The organism is Moritella sp. Urea-trap-13 (assembly GCF_002836355.1).
Classification (GTDB): domain Bacteria; phylum Pseudomonadota; class Gammaproteobacteria; order Enterobacterales; family Moritellaceae; genus Moritella.
Genome location: NZ_PJCA01000040.1, coordinates 146577 through 166272, shown reverse-complemented (window position 1 = coordinate 166272; position 19696 = coordinate 146577). Strand labels below are relative to the sequence as shown.

General features: G+C 41.7%; 12 protein-coding genes. 3 read left to right on the top strand and 9 right to left on the bottom strand.

The genetic code is table 11. The annotated features are described in order from the left end of the window. Nucleotides 1-92: 92 nt before the first annotated feature. The 6 genes from CXF93_RS21210 to thrA all read right to left on the bottom strand — a co-directional run bounded on the left by CXF93_RS21210 (nt 93) and on the right by thrA (nt 8416). Nucleotides 93-1259: a phosphoglycerate kinase gene (locus CXF93_RS21210; protein WP_101064493.1), complete on the bottom strand. Its 1167-nt coding sequence runs from the start codon at nt 1257-1259 to the stop codon at nt 93-95. A 48-nt stretch (nt 1260-1307) separates the two neighbouring features. Continuing rightward, nucleotides 1308-2336: an erythrose-4-phosphate dehydrogenase gene (gene epd / locus CXF93_RS21205; protein ID WP_101064492.1), complete on the bottom strand. Its 1029-nt coding sequence runs from the start codon at nt 2334-2336 to the stop codon at nt 1308-1310. A 193-nt stretch (nt 2337-2529) separates the two neighbouring features. Then, nucleotides 2530-3396: an acyl-CoA thioesterase II gene (gene tesB / locus CXF93_RS21200; RefSeq protein ID WP_101064491.1), complete on the bottom strand. Its 867-nt coding sequence runs from the start codon at nt 3394-3396 to the stop codon at nt 2530-2532. Nucleotides 3397-3655: 259 nt separating this feature from the next. Beyond that, the gene (gene thrC, locus CXF93_RS21195) at nt 3656-4945 is read right to left on the bottom strand and encodes a threonine synthase (RefSeq protein ID WP_101064490.1); all 1290 of its coding nucleotides are present in this window, start codon (nt 4943-4945) and stop codon (nt 3656-3658) included. A gap of 52 nt (nt 4946-4997) precedes the next feature. After that, on the bottom strand, nt 4998-5954 hold the full coding sequence (gene thrB, locus CXF93_RS21190) for a homoserine kinase (RefSeq protein WP_101064489.1): 957 nt from the start codon (nt 5952-5954) through the stop codon (nt 4998-5000). Nucleotides 5955-5956: 2 nt separating this feature from the next. Then, on the bottom strand, nt 5957-8416 hold the full coding sequence (gene thrA, locus CXF93_RS21185; protein WP_101064488.1) for a bifunctional aspartate kinase/homoserine dehydrogenase I: 2460 nt from the start codon (nt 8414-8416) through the stop codon (nt 5957-5959). Nucleotides 8417-8747: 331 nt separating this feature from the next. Between thrA and aceK the strand changes: the two genes are divergently transcribed. Continuing rightward, nucleotides 8748-10472: a bifunctional isocitrate dehydrogenase kinase/phosphatase gene (aceK, locus tag CXF93_RS21180; RefSeq protein ID WP_101064487.1), complete on the top strand. Its 1725-nt coding sequence runs from the start codon at nt 8748-8750 to the stop codon at nt 10470-10472. Between the two features lie 168 nt (nt 10473-10640). Here the strand turns inward: aceK and CXF93_RS21175 are convergent, their stop codons facing one another. Next, complete coding sequence (locus tag CXF93_RS21175) at nt 10641-11120, bottom strand: putative 4-hydroxy-4-methyl-2-oxoglutarate aldolase (RefSeq protein ID WP_101064486.1); 480 nt, start codon at nt 11118-11120, stop codon at nt 10641-10643. 874 nt (nt 11121-11994) lie between these two features. On the opposite strand from CXF93_RS21175, the gene arcA reads away from it, so the two are divergent. Beyond that, nucleotides 11995-12711, top strand: coding sequence for a two-component system response regulator ArcA (gene arcA / locus CXF93_RS21170; protein ID WP_101064485.1), 717 nt, complete (start codon nt 11995-11997; stop codon nt 12709-12711). Between the two features lie 111 nt (nt 12712-12822). On the opposite strand, the gene CXF93_RS21165 is transcribed toward arcA, so the two are convergent. Together CXF93_RS21165 and purL are read right to left on the bottom strand one after the other, a co-directional pair. Then, nucleotides 12823-13707 carry a chemotaxis protein gene (locus CXF93_RS21165; RefSeq protein WP_101064484.1) on the bottom strand — a complete coding sequence of 295 codons (885 nt, stop codon included), beginning with the start codon at nt 13705-13707 and terminating at the stop codon, nt 12823-12825. 271 nt (nt 13708-13978) lie between these two features. Next, the gene (gene purL, locus CXF93_RS21160; protein ID WP_101064483.1) at nt 13979-17872 is read right to left on the bottom strand and encodes a phosphoribosylformylglycinamidine synthase; all 3894 of its coding nucleotides are present in this window, start codon (nt 17870-17872) and stop codon (nt 13979-13981) included. Nucleotides 17873-18160: 288 nt separating this feature from the next. Here purL and mltF point away from each other — a divergent pair, with 288 nt between their 5' ends. Next, nucleotides 18161-19624: a membrane-bound lytic murein transglycosylase MltF gene (mltF, locus tag CXF93_RS21155; RefSeq protein WP_101064482.1), complete on the top strand. Its 1464-nt coding sequence runs from the start codon at nt 18161-18163 to the stop codon at nt 19622-19624. The last annotated feature ends 72 nt before the right edge of the window (nt 19625-19696 follow it).

Genomic DNA, 19696 nt, shown 5'->3' with positions numbered 1-19696 from the left:
CATTCAGCACAAATTTTTAAAATATTTCTTGCCATCACAACCCGTGACAGCAAAACAACGATTAGTTATTATTTCTTTTTACTCATTGTTAGTTACGCGTTTTTAGCACGTTCTTCTAACATAGCTACTGCTGGTAATACTTTACCTTCTACAAACTCAAGGAACGCGCCGCCACCTGTAGAGATATAAGAGATACCGTCAGTTAGACCAAATTGGTCGATAGCTGCTAATGTGTCACCGCCACCAGCGATAGAGAAAGCATCACTTTCTGCAATTGCGCGGCCAATGATTTCTGTACCTTGTGAAAAGTTAGCGAATTCAAATACGCCAACTGGACCATTCCAGATAATTGTTTTAGCTTCTTTAATCATTTCAGCAAGTTTGTTTGCAGATTCTGGACCTAAATCGAAGATCATCTCGTCATCGTTTACGTCTGATGCTGCTTTCAATGTTGCTTCAGCTGTTTCTGAAAATTCAGTTGCTACTAATACGTCAGTTGCTACTGGGATTTCACATTTCGCCATTAATGCTTTTGCTGTATCAACAAGATCATGTTCACACAGTGATTTACCAACGTTGTGGCCTTGTGCTGCGATGAATGTATTCGCGATACCGCCACCAACTACTAACTGATCAGCAATAGTTGATAATGAATCTAACACTGTTAGTTTAGTCGATACTTTAGAACCACCAACAATCGCTAGCATTGGACGAGCAGGCTTGTCCATTGCTTTGCCTAGTGCTTCAAGTTCAGCACTTAGTAGTGGACCAGCACAAGCGATAGGAGCAAACATGCCCACACCGTGTGTAGATGCTTGTGCACGGTGAGCCGTACCAAATGCATCCATTACGAATACGTCACATAATGCTGCGTATGCTTTTGATAGACCTTCTTCGTTTTTCTTTTCGCCTTTATTAAAGCGCACGTTTTCTAGTACAACTAATTCACCTGCGTTTAGTTCTAAACCGTCTAGGTAATCACTTGCTAGTACAACGTTATTTTCTAACGCTTCTTTAAGGTAGTTTACAACTGGCTCTAGTGAGAACTCTTGTGCGAATTCACCTTCAGTTGGACGACCAAGGTGTGATGTAACCATCACTTTTGCGCCAGCAGCTAGTGCAAGTTTGATTGTTGGTAATGAAGCACGGATACGCGCGTCAGATGTTACTTTGCCATTTTTAACTGGTACGTTTAAATCAGCACGAATTAATACACGTTGACCTGCAAGATCAAGATCTGCCATTTTAATAATATTCATCGTTCAATCCTTAAAATATCAATTTTATAAAATTTATTTGAATTCGATTTATTTGACGTTATTCTTCGCTAATGTAGCGATGTAATACGTTGTATCAAGTAAACGGTTAGCAAAGCCCCATTCGTTATCGCACCAAGCTAACAATTTAACCAAGTGACCATCGCTGACTCGAGTTTGAGTGCCATCAATGATGCTAGAGCGTGGGTCATGGTTGAAGTCTATCGATACTAACGGTGCCTCGGTATAACCCAAGATGCCTTTTAATTCAGTTTCTGCTGCCGCGTGTAAGCAATTGTTAATATCTTCGATAGTGACATTTTTGCTTACCGTAATACTCAAGTCCATCGCCGTTACGTTCAAGGTTGGAACGCGCACTGCAATCGCTTCGAATTTATTGGCAAATTTAGGCAAGATACGTTCAATACCCGCCGCTAATTTTGTATCAACCGGAATAATAGAATGACTTGCTGCACGTGTGCGGCGCAAATCAGAATGATAAGAATCAATAACAGGTTGATCATTCATCGCGGAATGGATAGTGGTGATCGTGCCACATTTAATATCAAACGCTGCGTCGAGCGTATTAATCACTGGCACCATGCAGTTAGTTGTACAAGATGCACCAGAGATAAATGTTTCATCGCCGGTCAATTGCTGATGATTAACGCCAAATACAACCGTGGCATCAACATCCGAACTGGCTGGATGGGAAAAAATAACCTTTTTAGCGCCGGCTGCAATGTGTGCTTCAGCGTCTGCTTTAGTGCCAAAAATACCGGTACAATCGAGTACGATATCAATATCATGTTCCTGCCAAGGTAAGTCAGCAAGTTCAGGATGACGGACTAAATGAATACAATCATTTTCGATTTGTAGAATGTTATCGCCCAGCTGCACTGAGAAAGGAAAACGCCCATGCGTTGAGTCATATTGAGTTAAATGTACTATCGCTTCAGGATCGGCGAGTTCGTTGATCACAACGATCTTAATTTCGTCCTGACGGTTACTTTCATACAACGCTCGGACAACACTGCGTCCAATTCGTCCGTAACCATTAATCGCAACTCTAATTGACATAATCGGGGTTGAATACCTAATAACAAAAAACGAACTTCATTGTAGATTAAATTTAGGCATAAGCGAATATGCTGGGATAGGAAATGTATATAAATTTCGGGAAAGCATGATCCCGCCCACAAATTTTCGTAATAAAACAACATTTCGGCCTTTTAGACCGAAATTTTATACTATTAGGTAATTAAGTACGTAATTAAGCGATCTCTCGGTTACGAATTAACCCTTCTTGCATAGTGGTTGCTACCATTTTGCCGTCACGCGTAAAGAAACGACCGCGCACTAAGCCACGCGTACCTGAGGCACTCGAGCTATCAACCGCATATAATAACCAATCATCGAGACGGAAATCGCGGTGGAACCACATTGAATGATCTATGGTAACCACTTGCATATTCGGACTCATGAAACCTTTACCGTGTGGTTGTAAGGCCGTCGGTAAGAAACAGAAATCAGAAGCGTAAGCTAATAAATATTTATGAATACGCGCATCATCGGGCATTTGACCATTGGCTTTAAACCAAATGTAACGCTCTGGTGCAGACTTCTCTTCATTAAGCGGATCCAAGTAATGTACTGGGCGCATTTCAATCGGTCTTTCACACACAAATTTGGCGCAGATATCATCCGGTAACTCATCACGCAGGGATAACACATGGTCTTGTTCTGAAAGCAGGTCTTCCGGTGGTGGCACATCCGGCATCACATCTTGATGGTCGTAACCTTCACGCTCAATCTGATAAGACGCCGTCATATAAAAAATAGCTTTACCATTTTGGATGGCACGAATACGACGTGTGGTAATTGAACCGCCATCGCGAATTTTTTCAACTTCATAAATAATCGGTTTGTTAACATCACCAGCACGCAGGAAATAAGAATGAAACGAATGCACCTTACGATCGGCTGAAACGGTTTCTTTTGCTGCCGATAATGCTTGTCCCATCACTTGGCCGCCAAATACTGCGCCAAATCCTAAATCTTGACTTTGACCACGATAAATCCCTTCTTCAATGGTTTCTAACGTTAACTGTCCAAGCAGATCTTTTAATACCTTACCCATAAATGCCTTATTTTAAATCGAAGTGACTATTTTAGTGCGAATGAGCAACGCTACCCCTGTTATCAAAGATATTCAAGCGATAATTGCTGGTGTTGCAGGGCTGAAATAACATTTCGTTAACTAAATTTAGCGTTTAAGCCTTAATAATCAGCTTAGTAACTAAAATGAAGACAAAAAAATACCTTGCGGTCATGTCATCTATAAAGACATAACAACAAGGTATGCTCACAAAATGTGAGAGCCCGTTATTAAGGCTAGACTACGCCATTAAAAATGCACGTAATGCGGAAAAATCATTTGCCATATCAACCGATAAGTTTGGCTTGTCTGCACAATCAGCAAGTTCTTGTGGTAAACCAATATCACGACCAAGGATGTCTTCCACTGATTCTTTAAACTTCGCAGGGTGCGCTGTACATAAGAATAACCCGAATTCATCTTCGCTTAATTGCGCCGCTAGACGGTCATAAGCAATCGCGCCATGCGGTTCACATAAGTAACCTTGTGCATCTAACGCTGCGACGGCTTGTTTAGTGTCTTCATCAGACAAGAAATCTGATGCTAATTCAGATAAGTCCCAACCTTTAACACGCGCGAGTTCTTCGATACGTGGCCAGTTGCTTGGCACGCTCACATCCATGGCATTAGATAAAGTTGCTTGCGTAGCTTTTGGATCCCACTCACCGCTTTGTAAATAACGCGGCACAGTATCATTGATATTCGTTGCGGCAATAAAGCGCTTAACCGGTAGGCCTAATGTTTTAGCAAGTAAGCCTGCAGTTAGGTTACCGAAGTTACCACTTGGCACAGATACCACTGTTTGAGCACGTTGTGCTTTTGGCAGTTGCGCGAATGCTTCAAAGTAATAACAGATCTGCGCCATCAAGCGGCTAATATTAATCGAGTTCGCCGAGTTAAGGCCAATTGCTTGGCGCAGCTCTGCATCATCAAAAGAGCGCTTCATTAATGCCTGACAAGCATCAAAATCACCGTCAACTGCGATAGTGCGAATGTTGCCACCAAGGGTACAGAACATTTGTTCTTGTAAGAAACTGATCTTACCTTTTGGATACATCACCACTACTTCGATATTTTCAATACCGTAGAAAGCATGTGCAACCGCAGCGCCAGTATCACCTGATGTTGCAGTTAGGATGGTAATTTTCTCGCCGCGCCCTTTTTTATCAGCACTGAGACGAGATAGACATTGCGCCATGAAGCGACCGCCAAAGTCTTTAAATGCCAGTGTAGGACCGTGGAATAATTCTAGCGCGCTGATTTTATCGCTGATCTTGGTGACTGGCGCGGGGAAGTTAAACGCACCTTCAACAATGTCATGTAATTCTTGTTGGCTAAATTCATCACCAATCAAAGATTGTAAAATAACACGACTACGGTCTACTAGGTTCATCTCTAGTAATGCATCAATATCGTCAATTGGGTTGATTTCGCTCGGAAAGAACAAACCTTGGTTTTTACCCATGCCTTGTTTTACTGCTTGTGAAAAGCTGACCGTCTCTGCGTGATCTTTAATACTATATAATTTCATTGTTGTTCATTCCCTAAAACATTATTTTTGTAAGCTAACTTTTAACGGCTTATTACAATTCACTACCGACGACACGTGCGCCCTGTTTATCCAGTTTACAGATGTGGGTAAAACCATCACCGTTTTGGATAAAGTTAGCGTCTAACCACACTTTTAATTTTTCAGCTTGTGCTAAGTCAGTCATCACGTTAAATACCGTTGGTCCTGAGCCTGAGATACCAGTTGCTAACGCGCCCAGTTCTTTAGCATAGTCACGCACTTCATCAAATTTAGGAATAAGCTGTGAACGATACGGTTCCGCAATCACATCTTTTAACATCGCCGCGGCTAGATCTTGTTGTTTGCTATAACAGGCGTGGATAAAGCCCGCTAAGTGGCGGCCATACGTTAAACAATCACCACGGCTGTATTCAGTCGGTAAAATGTCACGCGCAGCAGCCGTTGAAATACTAATACCTGGATAAGCTACAACCCAATACCATTCATCGAAACAAGGCACAGATTGACTAACCACCCCATTCTCGCCCAGCATTAATTGCATGCCACCTAAAGCACAAGGCGCGACATTATCATAATGCACGCTACCACTGATTTTGCCTTCCAGTTCACCCATTAATAACACCATTTCGTGTTCATCTAGGGTGTTATCATGAAATACATTCAGCGCTTCTAGGCCAGCAACAATTGACGCTGCACTTGATCCTAAGCCACTACCAATCGGTAAGTTTTTTTCTAACTCCATGGCGATATTTTTAATCTTTAAACCACGTTTTTCTAACGCTGTAGCATAACCAAGATAACAATCATAAATGATGTTTTCACGGTAATCATCAGGCAGTTTATGCTTAAAACGACCACTAGAAACTAAGCTAAAGGCCGAATCAGCATCGGTAATGAATACTTTATCGCCGATGAGTGAGCCATCAATCGGCGCAATCGGAAAACCTAATGCATCAAAACCTGCACTTACATTTGCTACCGATGCCGGTGCGAATACAACAATGCTCATGACTAAACCTCTTGCTTCCAGTTAAGGGTACGTAATACATCGGCAAATACGCCTGCTGCAGTCACTTCTGAACCTGCACCATAACCACGTAATACCATCGGAATTGGTTGATAATAACGGCTGTAAAACGCTAATGCATTCTCGCCATCTTTGACTTTATTCAGTGGATCAGATTCCGGCACTGCGGCAATGGATACTTTACATTTACCGTCTTCAATCTGACCGATATAACGTAATACTTTGCCTTCTTGTGCTGCAGTTGCTTGTAAGTCAGCAAAATAAGCATCTGCTTTTGGCAAGTTAGCCATGAATTCTTCATTAGTCCCTGTGGCATCAAAGCCAGCTGGGATTGCTTCTTCAACTTCAACTTGGTCTAAGGTTAAATCCATGCCCGCTTCACGCGCAATAATTAACAGTTTACGAGCGATATCCATGCCGCTTAAATCTTCACGCGGATCCGGTTCAGTAAAACCATTATCACGTGCTTGTGCTGTCGCTTGCGAGAAGCTCATGCCTTCATCTAATTTACCAAAGATGTATGACATAGAACCCGATAAAATACCGTTAAAGCGTTCTAACTGATCGCCAGCACTTAATAAGTTCTGCAGGTTTTCGATAACCGGTAACCCAGCACCAACGTTCGTATCGTATAAGAAACGACGACGAGTTTTCAACGCGGTTAAACGTAATTCGTGGTAATAATCCATGCTCATGGTATTGGCTTTCTTATTTGCCGCGACTACGTGGAAACCACTGCCAAGGAAATCAACATACTGACTCGCCAGATTATCATTACTGGTACAGTCCACAATCACAGGGTTAATGATATGACTGTTTTTAACTAAGTCTTCCAGCGTCGTTAATGAGAATTCAATATCGCTGCCAGCAAGATCATCAGCCCAGCTTGTTAATGACAAACCTTCTGAGTCTAATAACATTTGACGGCTATTGGCGATACCACATACGCGGATCTCAATTTGACGTTCTGCTAAAAATGCTTTTTGACGTTTGATTTGCTCTACTAATGCCGCGCCAACACCACCACAACCTAATAAGAATAAGTCGATGTATTGTTGCTTACCAAAGAAGATATTGTGCGATGCTTTAATGGCTTCGTTGGCTTTGCTTTCATCAATAACGGCAGAAATTGAGCGTTCTGACGAGCCCTGGGCAATCGCCACAAGGTTAACCGATGCTTGGGCTAATGCGGTAAAGAAACGCGCCGCGATACCATTGGCTTTACGCATGCCGTCACCAACCAGTGACACAATAGCTAAACCATCACGCATCTCGATAGGCTCAAGTAACTGATTACTGATCTCTAGCTTAAATTCGCTATTCAATGCTAGCTTAGCTTTACCGGCATCATAACTGTGGATACAGAAGCTAACGCTGTATTCTGAAGATGACTGAGTGATAAGGGCAATGGATACACCCGCACGTGATACCGTTTCAAAAATACGGCCAGCCATGCCAACCATACCTTTCATGCCCGGACCTGATACGTTAATCATGGTCATGCCGCTTAGCTCTGATAATGATTTAACTTCGGCTTGGGTTTTTGACATCAAACCGCCGATCAGGGTGCCTTCGCCTTCAGGGTTTTTAGTATTCTTAATCAAACAAGGGATATGGTGCTGAGCAATCGGGGCAATGGTTTTTGGATGCAATACTTTAGCGCCAAAATAAGACAGTTCCATTGCTTCTGGATAACTTAATGTTTTAAGCAATTTGGCATCTTTAACTAAGCGTGGATCACAGGCGTAAACACCGTCTACGTCGGTCCAAATCTCACAACAGTCCGCATACAGACATGCAGCTAATACTGCCGCTGAATAATCTGAACCATTACGGCCAAGAACAACTGTGTTGCCCTCTTCGTCGCCCGCAGTGAAACCAGGCATTAAATAAATGTGGTCGGTTTTAATTGGCTCTTGTTCGAAACGCGCACGTGAGGCATCAATATCTACCGATGCTTCTAATACGCTGCCTTGGCCAACAAGTTTGTCTTGTGGCACGATCACTTCAACTTTAAAGCCGCGTGCTAATAACAATTGTTCCATGCACACAATACTGAGCTTTTCACCTGTGCATAAGATTTTTGCTTCAATATTTTCCGGGCATTGCGATAATAATTTAACGCCGTATAAGTATTCTCTTAATGTCGCTAACGATGTTGCTACCTGTGTTAATGCTAATTCGTCATTAAAATTAACGTACTGCGTTTTCAAGCCTGCAATAAGCGCACTAAAAATATCGTCGATTTCTGCGAGTGAAGACTCCGCGTCAAGGCCACGAACTGTTTGTTGCACCGCGGCAACCAAATTGTTGGTCACTTTTGCTGGTGCAGATAATACCAATGCTACCTGTGATTGTTCAATGTTACTCACAGAGATATCTGCAGCACAGGCAAATCGTTCAGCATTCGCTAACGATGTACCACCAAATTTTAAAACTCGCATCCTTTGCTCCCTTGTTGATACAAAAAAGCCCGTTCCTAAATGGTAACGGGCTTTTTCATTATTTCTGTCTTAGCCCTACGAATCATCCCACCGTTGTAATAACAGTGTTAATAATGGTGGTGGTAATGAACGCTAAGCAATAAGTCATAAAATATTTAATTAATCTGTTAATAATTTCAATACCTATAGCAATATCAAAAAATGCGATGTTAATCAAGTTTAAAATAGATTTAGTTGTTTCACTCTACATCGCTAAACAGGTGTAAAGATGTTGAAATAATGTAAAAACATTGCCATATTGTGACATGTCTTAAGTACAAGGATTTGTTGTATGGAAAAAGTATTAGAAGCGCAAATAGCCGGTTCTATATTAGCGTCGTGTGATGCTTTCTATAGCCGCTTTTTAGAAGTCACCCGTGGGGCAAAATTACGTTTTGAAAACGCCGACTGGCATGGTGTACAAATCGCCGCCAAAAAACGTATCAGCCTGTATGATTACCACGTCGGTAAAACCGCGCAACAAATGCAAGATCTCGCCGCCGAAACAGAAGCCGACCAGCCATTTCTACAAAGTATTAAATGCGAGTACGAAGCGCTATTACAACATTACCCCAATTTTGAAATTGCCGAGAGCTTCTTTAATTCGGTTTATCGCCGCGTGTTTAAACACACCAACATCTACAAAGACCAGTTATTTATTACCAACGCCAATCGCTTGCGTGACCCAACATACCCAAATAACTTTTATCGCAGCTATACTCGCGGTGGCAACTTTTCCGAGATCTTACGCAAGATCATCACGGGTTATACTTTTACAGCGCGCTGGGAGAATTTAAACCGCGATCTGGAAAATGTAGTGGATTACCTTAATCAACATGCCCCGAAGCAACTCACCGATGCTAAACACATCGAAGTGCACATGCTTAATGAAGTATTTTATCGTAACAAAGGCGCTTACCTGATGGGTAAGATCTTTGCTGATGGGCAAATGTATCCACTGGTATTTCCGATTTTAAATAACGAAGAAAACGAGATCTATTTAGATACAGTCATTTTTGAAAAAGAAGAAACCAGTATTCTATTCGGTTTTGCCCGCGCTTATTTCTTTGTCTATGCACCCGAACCCGGTGCCATAGTGCAGTTTTTAAAACCGATGATCCCAAATAAAACTAACTTTGAGATCTACTCGGCGATTGGTTGCCAAAAACATGCAAAGACCGAACTATTTCGCCACTATATAAAGCACCTCGATAACTCTGACGATCAGTTTATTATTGCCCCGGGTATTAAAGGCATGGTGATGAGCGTATTCACTCTGCCCTCTTATGATGTGGTATTTAAGATCATTAAAGATAAGTTTGCGCCGCCGAAGCAAATCGATCATGCCACGGTAAAAGCCAAGTATCAGATCGTAAAATCCCACGATCGTGTTGGTCGTATGGCCGATACCCAGCAATTTAAAAACTTTGCCTTTCCCAAAGAACGTTTCAGTCAAGAATTGCTCGATGAGTTATTAGTTGTCGCGCCGTCAGTCATCAAACTGACCAACACTAAAGTGGTGATCAAGCATCTGTATATTGAACGTAAGATGATCCCGCTAAACATGTATCTTGAACAGGCCAATGAACAAGAACTGGATAACGCCATTGATGAATACGGCAATGCCATCAAACAGCTCGCTGCCGCGGATATTTTCCCAGGTGATATGTTATTTAAAAACTTTGGCGTGACCCGCCATAATCGGGTGATTTTCTACGATTATGATGAGATCTCTTATATGCACGAGGTGAACTTCCGCTATATTCCCAAATCACGCTATCCAGAAGACATGATGATGGCGCAACCTTGGTTTGCCGTGGCACCTAATGATGTCTTTCCGGAAGAGTTTGAAACCTTCTTATTATCACGACCTGAAATTAACAAGCTGTTTAAGAAGTATCATGCTGATTTGCTGGATGCTAACTACTGGAAAGGACTGCAAGATAATATTAGCCGCGGTAAATACAATGATGTATTCCCTTATCGTCGGGCACGACGTTTTATTCGCGATGTATAGCGCGATAAATAGATTAATGGATTAATGAGTTGCTAGATAGGTAGCGTTAGTTTTCTACCACTAAAGCTGCCTATCTATTTACCTACTGGCAGTTTATCTACTTTATCTGCTTACCTACTTATCTACTTATCTACTTATAGATAGCTATAGATGAATATAGATAGCTAGTTACAGCAAGGGTTCTTTCGCGACCACAACACCGTTTAAATCAGCATAGATATAATCACCTTCTGCAATGCTCACACCGGCAAATTGTAAATCGATACCTGCATCGCCTAAACCACGCTTTTCAGTTTTAACCGGACAAGCTGTGATCGCTTTAACACCAAGCTCCAATGTATTAATCGTAGCAACATCTCTAATCGCACCATAAATTACAAACCCAGCCCAGCCATTACTGACTGCATTTTCAGCAATCATATCGCCCAGCAAGGCACGCCGTGTCGAGCCACCACCATCAATCACTAAAATACGTCCTTGCCCTGATGTGGCAGCGAGTTCTTTTACCAAAGAGTTATCTTCAAAACATTTAACCGTAACGGCTTGGCCACTAAAAATAGTCGCTTTACCATAACTTTGGAAAATAGGGTCCATCACGGATAATTTATCGAAATGTTGATCACACAGATCGGGTAATAGGTCTAACATAGTCCATCCTTAGCGTCGTTATTGTTGATAGCTGACAATCCCATAGCAATCTTGTCTAATTCATTAATAGTAATACTGTCTAATTCGTTAATAACTGCAAAATTAACTACAATTACTAACATATTAGCGCAGATCAATTATTCCAATCTATAATTAATTAACAAAGTCCATACATAGATAATTCTGTCTCAATAAAACTTACCAAGTTGTAATTTGATTACATTTTTACGAATTAAATAGTGCTTTTGCAACGCTTATTTTGACACTCCAAAATAAGTCGCTGAAAATAAATAATACAGCACTCTATTTATATCGATAAACTGTGCAAATAAGCACTATAAACCAGCAGTACAGGCATAAATGGATACGAATCCGGAGCCAAAATTAGATTAATGAAATTTTTTTTATCTTAAATAGCCGTTATCAACAGGCTTCATCGGTAAATATGTACTGGATTTAGCCTCATTGATACCGCTGTTAAACAACCTGAAAAATTAACATTATCAATGTAACAGATTGATTTATATACTTTAAACAACTATGAAATATAATGCTTAGTTACTATAATTAATTAAGCCTTACTTTGTAACCACCTTATTTAACTAAAATATAACCAATGAGGGTTAATTGATAAATATCAAATCATGTTTAGTTATTACGTAACATAATTACATTAGGTTGTTATGCGGCTGTTAATAACATATAATCCTATAGTTAAGGAAGCCATAAAACTAGATATTCTGCCGCAGCTCGCTGTTTTAGATAAATAGTCTTATATTTCATGGATGTATTACTCTTACTCCTGAGTTAATTGCGTAGATACTCTATCAATTAACAGGGCACTATTTGATCCAAAGCGGAACTAGGTACGTTTATGCAAACCCCAAACATTCTTATCGTAGAAGATGAACTCGTTACACGTAACACCCTAAAAAGCATCTTCGAAGCTGAAGGCTATTCAGTACATGAAGCAAGTAACGGCGATGAAATGTATGAGATCATTGCCAATAATCCGATCAGCTTGGTAATCATGGATATTAACCTTCCAGGTAAAAATGGCTTATTGTTAGCACGTGAACTACGTGACAAACATAATGTAGCTCTGATGTTTTTAACTGGTCGCGACAATGAAGTTGACAAGATTTTAGGTCTAGAAATTGGTGCTGACGATTACATTACCAAGCCATTTAACCCACGTGAATTAACTATCCGTGCGCGTAACCTACTTGGCCGTACTTTTACTAAGTTGCCTGTAGCAGACGAAGAAAAAGCCATCATTGAAGAATATGAATTCAATGGCTGGCGTTTAAATATCAACAGCCGTTCTTTAATTAGTCCGCTGGATGATTCATTTAAACTACCACGTAGTGAATTCCGTGCGATGCTACACTTCGTAGAAAACCCAGGTAAAATTCAAACACGTGCAATGTTATTGAAAAAAATGACAGGCCGAGAATTGAAACCACACGATCGTACTGTTGATGTAACGATTCGTCGTATCCGTAAGCATTTTGAAAGCATTGCAGATACGCCAGAAATCATCGCGACAATCCACGGTGAAGGTTACCGTTTTTGCGGTGAATTAAGCTAAGCAACAAACCGCTCAGCAATGAATGACAGATACAAAAAAAGCGCTTATTAGCGCTTTTTTTTATTTCTGTATAAAAATGTAATATCAACATTCTCACATTTTTATATTACATTAAGTAATATTTTCGCGACCTTTTACACCACGTAAAATAGCTTGCATTAACTCACTGGCATCAAATTTAGTTAGCGCTTCGTCGGCACCAATTTGCTGGGCACGTTCGGTACTAATTGCGCTGGATAATGACGTATGTAAAATAATATAAGTCGCCGATACATTAGGCGTACTACGCACTTCAAATGCCACTTCATAACCATCGAGTCCAGGCATTTCAATATCACTCACCAAGACATCAATTGGCTTACCCGATTCAACAGCCGATTGCATGGTAGTTAGCGCATCTTGACCATTTTTAGATACTTGATAATGGATCCCAGCAGCATCTAGCGCGCTAGCAAGTTGATTACGAGCAACCATTGAATCATCGACCACAAGGATCTCTTTATTACGTAACTCTTCAAGCTCTGCGGCCGTGAACTGAGGTAATTCGACATTCGCATCATCAGGGTAAATATCAGCTAACAAACGTTCTACGTCCATCAATTGCACTAATTTCCCTTCTAGCTCCATGACGCCAGTAGTGTAAATATTACAACCAAGCGTAGGGCTCGGTGCTGAAATATCTTTCCAGCTACACTCCATGATCTTGTCGATATGACGTACCAAGAAACCAACTATCTGACGACTACAGTCGGTAATAATAATATTACACGAATCGTATTCTTCTTTCGTGACTGGGCGGTAACCTACCGCACTCGCCATATCAATAATAGGAATAGTTCGACCACGTAGCGTCGCTGCGCCCATGACCATAGGGTGAGAACCTGGTAACGAATACAGACGTGTAGAAGGCACAATCTCTTGTACTTTCAAGGTACCAATCGCAAACTTCTGCTGCAGATTCAATTTAAATAATAATAAACCTTGTGACTGACCCATTATCCTTCCTACTCATAAATTAATATATTGACGACGACAATCGAGACTATAGCACAATTAAACATAGATATAATTTCATAGGGTTAAAATCACTTATTAAACAACCTTGCTATGATGCAAAGCAAAAAGCGCATCATCAATATAGTACGGATAAAATGCAAAAAAAAGGCCGCAATAATTGCGACCTTTTTTTATTAACACATCAACCGAATGACGAGTAACTTAAACGCTTAATTTAAGCCTTATTAGCCTAAGCTATTAACCTAAACTATTAACCTAAGTTAACGCGCGCATTACGGAACATACGCATCCATGGGCTATCTTCACCCCATTCTTCTGGATGCCATGAGTTGCTCACAGTACGGAATACACGTTCCGGATGCGGCATCATGATAGTTACGCGACCATCTGTGGTTGTTAAGCCAGTAATACCTAATGGCGAACCATTTGGATTTGATGGGTATTGCGTCGTTGGTTGACCGTAGTTGTCAACGAAGTTAAGAGCCACTGTACCACTGTTACTCAGTGCTTGCAGATGGGCATCATCGCGTAATTCAATACGACCTTCACCGTGAGATACAGCGATAGGCATTCTTGAACCAGCCATGTTACCTAAGAATAATGACGGATTTTTCGGTACTTCAACTAAGCTGAAACGTGCTTCAAAACGTTCCGATTGGTTAGTCACGAAACGTGGCCATAATTCTGAACCTGGGATAAGTTCACCCAAGTTAGATAACATCTGACAACCATTACATACACCCAGTGAGAAGCTGTCTTCACGTGCGAAGAAAGCCGCGAACTGGTCGCGTGCTTGTGGGTTGAATAAGATTGATTTAGCCCAACCTTCACCCGCACCCAGTACGTCACCGTAAGAGAAACCACCACAAGCGGCAAGGCCAGCGAAGTCTTCAAGGTTAACGCGACCACTAAGAATATCACTCATGTGAATATCTTGAGCAGCAAAGCCAGCACGATCAAATGCAGCCGCCATTTCCGTTTGCGAGTTTACACCCTGCTCACGTAAAATCGCCATTTTAGGCTGTACACCTGTCATGATGTAAGGAGCGGCAATATCTTCGTTGACGTCGAAGCTTAAGTTAACGTTAAGACCAGGGTCTTTCACATCAAGTTTAAGATCGAACTCTTGCTGTGCACAACTTGGGTTGTCACGCAGAGCTTGCATTTTAAGGGTTGTTTCAGCCCAAATTGCACGGAAGTAAGTACGGCTTTCAGCTAATACGTTTGCGCCATTACGCGTGAAACGCACCATGTCATCTGCATTTGTAGAACCAATTACATGACAACATGCAGCAAGACCGTGGCCTGCTAAAGTTGTCAGTACTTGTTCTTTCATTGCTGCAGAAACTTGGATAACTGCGCCTAACTCTTCTGAGTAAAGTGCAGCAAGATCATCCGTACCGAGCATATCAAGTTCAACATCAACACCACAGTGACCAGCAAATGCCATCTCTGTAATTGTTGAGAATAAACCACCGTCACTACGGTCATGATAAGCCAGTAAAGATTGCTCTTTCACTAATACTTGCATTGCATCGAAGAAGCCTTTCAGCTGCTCTGAGCTATCCACATCTGGTGTATGTTGACCCAGTTGCTTGTATACTTGTGCTAATGAAGATGCACCTAGACGGTTTTGACCATTACCTAAATCGATAAGGATGAGGTCTGTCGCGCCTTTGTCAGTACGTAGCTGTGGAGTGACCGTTTTACGTACGTCAGTCACACGACCGAACGCCGTAATAATCAGTGATAATGGTGAGATAACTTCTTTGTTTTCACCGTTATCTTCCCAGCGCGTCTTCATTGACATTGAATCTTTACCTACTGGAATAGTCAGGTTCAATTCAGGACAAAGTTCTTCACCAACCGCTTTAACAGCCGCGTATAAACCAGCATCTTCACCTGGGTGACCCGCTGCAGACATCCAGTTAGCAGAAAGGTTAATACGGGTTAAATCGCCAATTTCTGTTGCTGCAATGTTTGTTAATGCTTCAGCAACAGCCATACGGCTTGATGCAGGGAAGTTTAACAAGGCTAGTGGCGTACGTTCACCAATTGCCATTGCTTCACCAGCGTAAGTATCAAAACTTGCTGCTGTTACTGCACAATCCGCAACCGGAACCTGCCAAGGACCAACCATTTGGTCACGTGCAACTAAGCCCGTTACCGAGCGGTCACCGATGGTGATCAAGAAAGTCTTTTCAGCAATTGCCGGTAAACGTAATAAACGTTCTGACGCATCTTTAACGGTAATACCAGTAAAGTCTAATGCTTGACCTTCAGTCACTAGCGTTGTTGCGTCACGGTGCATCTTAGGTGCTTTACCTAATAATACTTCCATTGGCATATCAATCGGCGTTTCGTCTAATAACGAATCCGTTACAGTCAAATGCAACTCTTCAGTCGCGACACCAACCACAGAGAATGGCGTACGTTCACGCTTACAGATCGCTTCGAATGTAGCAAGATTTTCAGGTGCTACAGCCATAACGTAACGTTCTTGTGATTCATTACACCAAATCTCAAGCGGTGACATGCCTGGTTCATCGTTGTTAATATCACGTAATTCAAACTTAGCACCACGACCACCGTCATGTACAAGTTCAGGGAATGCGTTGGATAAACCGCCCGCGCCCACATCGTGAATGAAGGCAATTGGATTGTCTTCACCCATCTGCCAACAACGGTCGATAACTTCCTGACAACGGCGTTCCATTTCTGGATTTTCACGTTGTACCGAAGCAAAATCTAAATCTTCGTGTGATTGACCTGAATCCATTGATGAAGCAGCACTGCCACCTAAACCAATGTTCATTGCCGGACCACCCAGTGCGATAAGTTTCGCGCCTACTGGGATATCACCTTTTTGTACGTGTTGGTCACGGATATTACCGAGTCCACCCGCAAGCATAATAGGCTTGTGGTAACCACGTATTTCCACACCGTTATGGCTGTTAACTTCAGCTTCATAAGTACGGAAATAACCTAATAGGTTAGGACGACCAAATTCGTTATTAAATGCTGCGCCACCAAGTGGGCCTTCTAGCATAATGTCTAATGCACTAACGATACGACCTGGTTTACCAAAGTCGGTTTCCCACGGTTGTTCAAATGCTGGAATACGTAAATTAGATACGCTGAAACCAACTAAGCCTGCTTTAGGTTTCGAACCACGACCCGTTGCGCCTTCATCACGAATTTCACCACCAGAACCTGTCGCGGCACCAGGCCAAGGAGAGATTGCGGTTGGGTGATTGTGAGTCTCAACTTTCATCAGGATCTGAATATCTTCTTGATGATATTCATACTGCTGCGTTTGTGGATCAGGGAAGAAACGGCCGGCTTTTGAACCTTCCATAACAGAAGCATTATCTTTATATGCAGATAAAACATGATCACCCGTTTGCTCGAAGGTGTTCTTAATCATCTTGAATAATGATTTCTCTTGGTCTTGGCCATCAATAGTCCAATCCGCATTAAAAATCTTATGACGACAATGCTCTGAGTTTGCTTGGGCAAACATCATTAATTCGATGTCATTTGGATTACGTTTTAACTGCGTAAAGCTGGCAATCAAATAATCTATTTCATCTTCAGCCAGTGCTAAACCTAATTTAACGTTCGCATCAACAAGTGCCTCACGGCCACCCGCTAAGATATCAACAGACTTCAATGGGCGCGCTTGTGCTTGAACAAATAATTGTTCCGCTGCATCTAGACAGTCAAATACAGTTTCCATCATACGGTCGTGCATTAGGCTTGCAGCAGTTTGTAGTTGGGTTGGTGTAAGTGGTGTAGATGAAGAGAGGTAGTAAGCGATGCCACGTTCAAGACGTTTTACGTTAGCAAGACCGCAGTTGATTGCGATGTCGGTAGATTTAGAAGACCAAGGAGAGATAGTGCCGGGACGAGGAGTGACGAGAAGGAGAGTTCCTTCGGGAGCGTGCTCTGTAATTCTTGGCCCGTAGGTCAACAATTTTTCCAGGACACTCCGTTCTTTGTCACTGAGCGGGGTTGTTACATCGGCAAAATGGATGTACTCCGCGTAAATTGTTATATCCGATAATCCTACATCATTACATCGTTCGACTAGCTTGCTAGTACGAAACTCAGAGAGCGCTGGCGCTCCTCGCATTATATGCATTAACTTTTTCTCACTAATAAGGGTTACTGGGGAAAAATCCCGGCCATTATATGCAAATTATGACCATAACGATAGCGTTACATGAACAACAAGTTCATTTACTAATAAATTTTTTTGCGCCTTAGCCGATAACATCATTAACAGTACTGATAACATTATCATTTCATAATGATACCACCTGTGTTTTTATACAGTTCACAGTGATTAACTATTGTGTAATGGTAACGAAAACGCTATAAAGATAGATCTCATATAGATATTTATATCTTCATATTAAAAGGTTATGACTTGCAGACATTTTTAGCACGCTTACAGCTCTTTTTTAAACCTTGCTTGATCTTCATCTTAAGCGTGGCCGTTTCTGGCTGCATGCAAGAACAAGACACCAGAACCCAATTAGAAAAGATCCAAGCAGCGGGCGAACTGCATGTAAAAACTATTTATGGCCCTTCTAACTATTATATTGAAGGCAATAAACCGGCTGGTCTGGAATATGAATTATTAAAACAGTTCAGTGATTATCTCGGTGTGGAATTAATCATTCATCCTTACCATTCACTGAAAAGTATGCAGGAAGCAGAAGCCACTAGAAAGAAACCCTTTGCGTTATCAGCCGCAGGTTTAACCCGCACCAAAAACCGCCTCGAAGATTTCCGCATGGGCCCAAGCTACTATGAAGTAAAACAATTACTCATTTACCGTAAAGGCAGCCTGAGACCACGCAACCTACAACAAATTGTAGATCCTATATATGTGGTAAAAAGCTCTAGCCATGAAGAATATGTGCAAAAACTGCAACGTGAAAACCCTGAACTCAATATTACTTATAAGACCTTTCCTGACGAAGAGATCTTATTCAGTAATTTAGAACAAGGTAACATCAAGCTCGCAATCGCTGATGATACCTCTTTGTCTCAACATCAATATTATTACCCTCATCTAAATAAAGCCTTCGTATTGGAGGATGAACTTGATGTGGTTTGGATGATGGACAAAAGTGACGATGATTCGATAGCCAATGCTGTACTGGCTTTTTTTACCTTGCAGCAAATATCTGGATCGATGGAACAACTACAAGAAAAGTACTTTGGCCACATCGATACTTTTGATTTTGTTGATACCCGTACTTTCTTACGTCGGGTGGACTCACAATTACCTAAGTACGAGGCTTTATTTCGTGAGCATGCAGGTCAATTAGATTGGCGCTTACTCGCCGCTGTCAGTTACCAAGAATCCCATTGGAATCCAAAAGCAAAATCGCCGACTGGGGTACGTGGCATGATGATGTTGACCTGGCCGACTGCCAGAGAATTTGGTGTTACCTCACGTATAGATGCGACGCAAAGTGTACGAGCGGGCGCTGCCTATTTAACCAAGCTCATTAACCGGCTGCCTGATACCATTGCTGAACATGAAAAACCTTGGTTTGCCTTAGCCGCCTATAATATTGGTTACAGTCATTTAATTGATGCACGGAAAATCACCGCAAAACTCGGTGGTAATCAAAATAGCTGGACTGAAGTTAAAGCGATCATCCCGTTATTACAGCAACGTAAATGGTATAAATATACGCGTTTTGGCTATGCAAGGGGGAATGAAGCGGTGAAGTATGTCAGCAATATCCGTAAATATTACGATAGCTTGCGCTGGTTTGACGAACAAATAAACATGACCGAACAAGTTGCCCGTGACGTGGGTCTTGAAATTTCCACAAAAACAAATCAAGTATGGGAAACCAGTGCAGCAGAGTAACATTCATCCGCTGTCACAGCTGTCACAATAGTCACATAAAACTGACATAAAAGTTTCATGTGCAAGTTATTT

Coding starts and splice junctions, on each gene's coding strand:
- thrB (WP_101064489.1), bottom strand. CDS start 5,954: ATGAGCATTGTTGTATTCGCACCGGCATCGGTAGCAAATGTAAGTGCA.
- CXF93_RS21175 (WP_101064486.1), bottom strand. CDS start 11,120: ATGTTAGACCTATTACCCGATCTGTGTGATCAACATTTCGATAAATTA.
- thrC (WP_101064490.1), bottom strand. CDS start 4,945: ATGAAATTATATAGTATTAAAGATCACGCAGAGACGGTCAGCTTTTCA.
- tesB (WP_101064491.1), bottom strand. CDS start 3,396: ATGGGTAAGGTATTAAAAGATCTGCTTGGACAGTTAACGTTAGAAACC.
- CXF93_RS21210 (WP_101064493.1), bottom strand. CDS start 1,259: ATGAATATTATTAAAATGGCAGATCTTGATCTTGCAGGTCAACGTGTA.
- purL (WP_101064483.1), bottom strand. CDS start 17,872: ATGCATATAATGCGAGGAGCGCCAGCGCTCTCTGAGTTTCGTACTAGC.
- thrA (WP_101064488.1), bottom strand. CDS start 8,416: ATGCGAGTTTTAAAATTTGGTGGTACATCGTTAGCGAATGCTGAACGA.
- CXF93_RS21165 (WP_101064484.1), bottom strand. CDS start 13,707: ATGGGTCAGTCACAAGGTTTATTATTATTTAAATTGAATCTGCAGCAG.
- aceK (WP_101064487.1), top strand. CDS start 8,748: ATGGAAAAAGTATTAGAAGCGCAAATAGCCGGTTCTATATTAGCGTCG.
- epd (WP_101064492.1), bottom strand. CDS start 2,336: ATGTCAATTAGAGTTGCGATTAATGGTTACGGACGAATTGGACGCAGT.
- arcA (WP_101064485.1), top strand. CDS start 11,995: ATGCAAACCCCAAACATTCTTATCGTAGAAGATGAACTCGTTACACGT.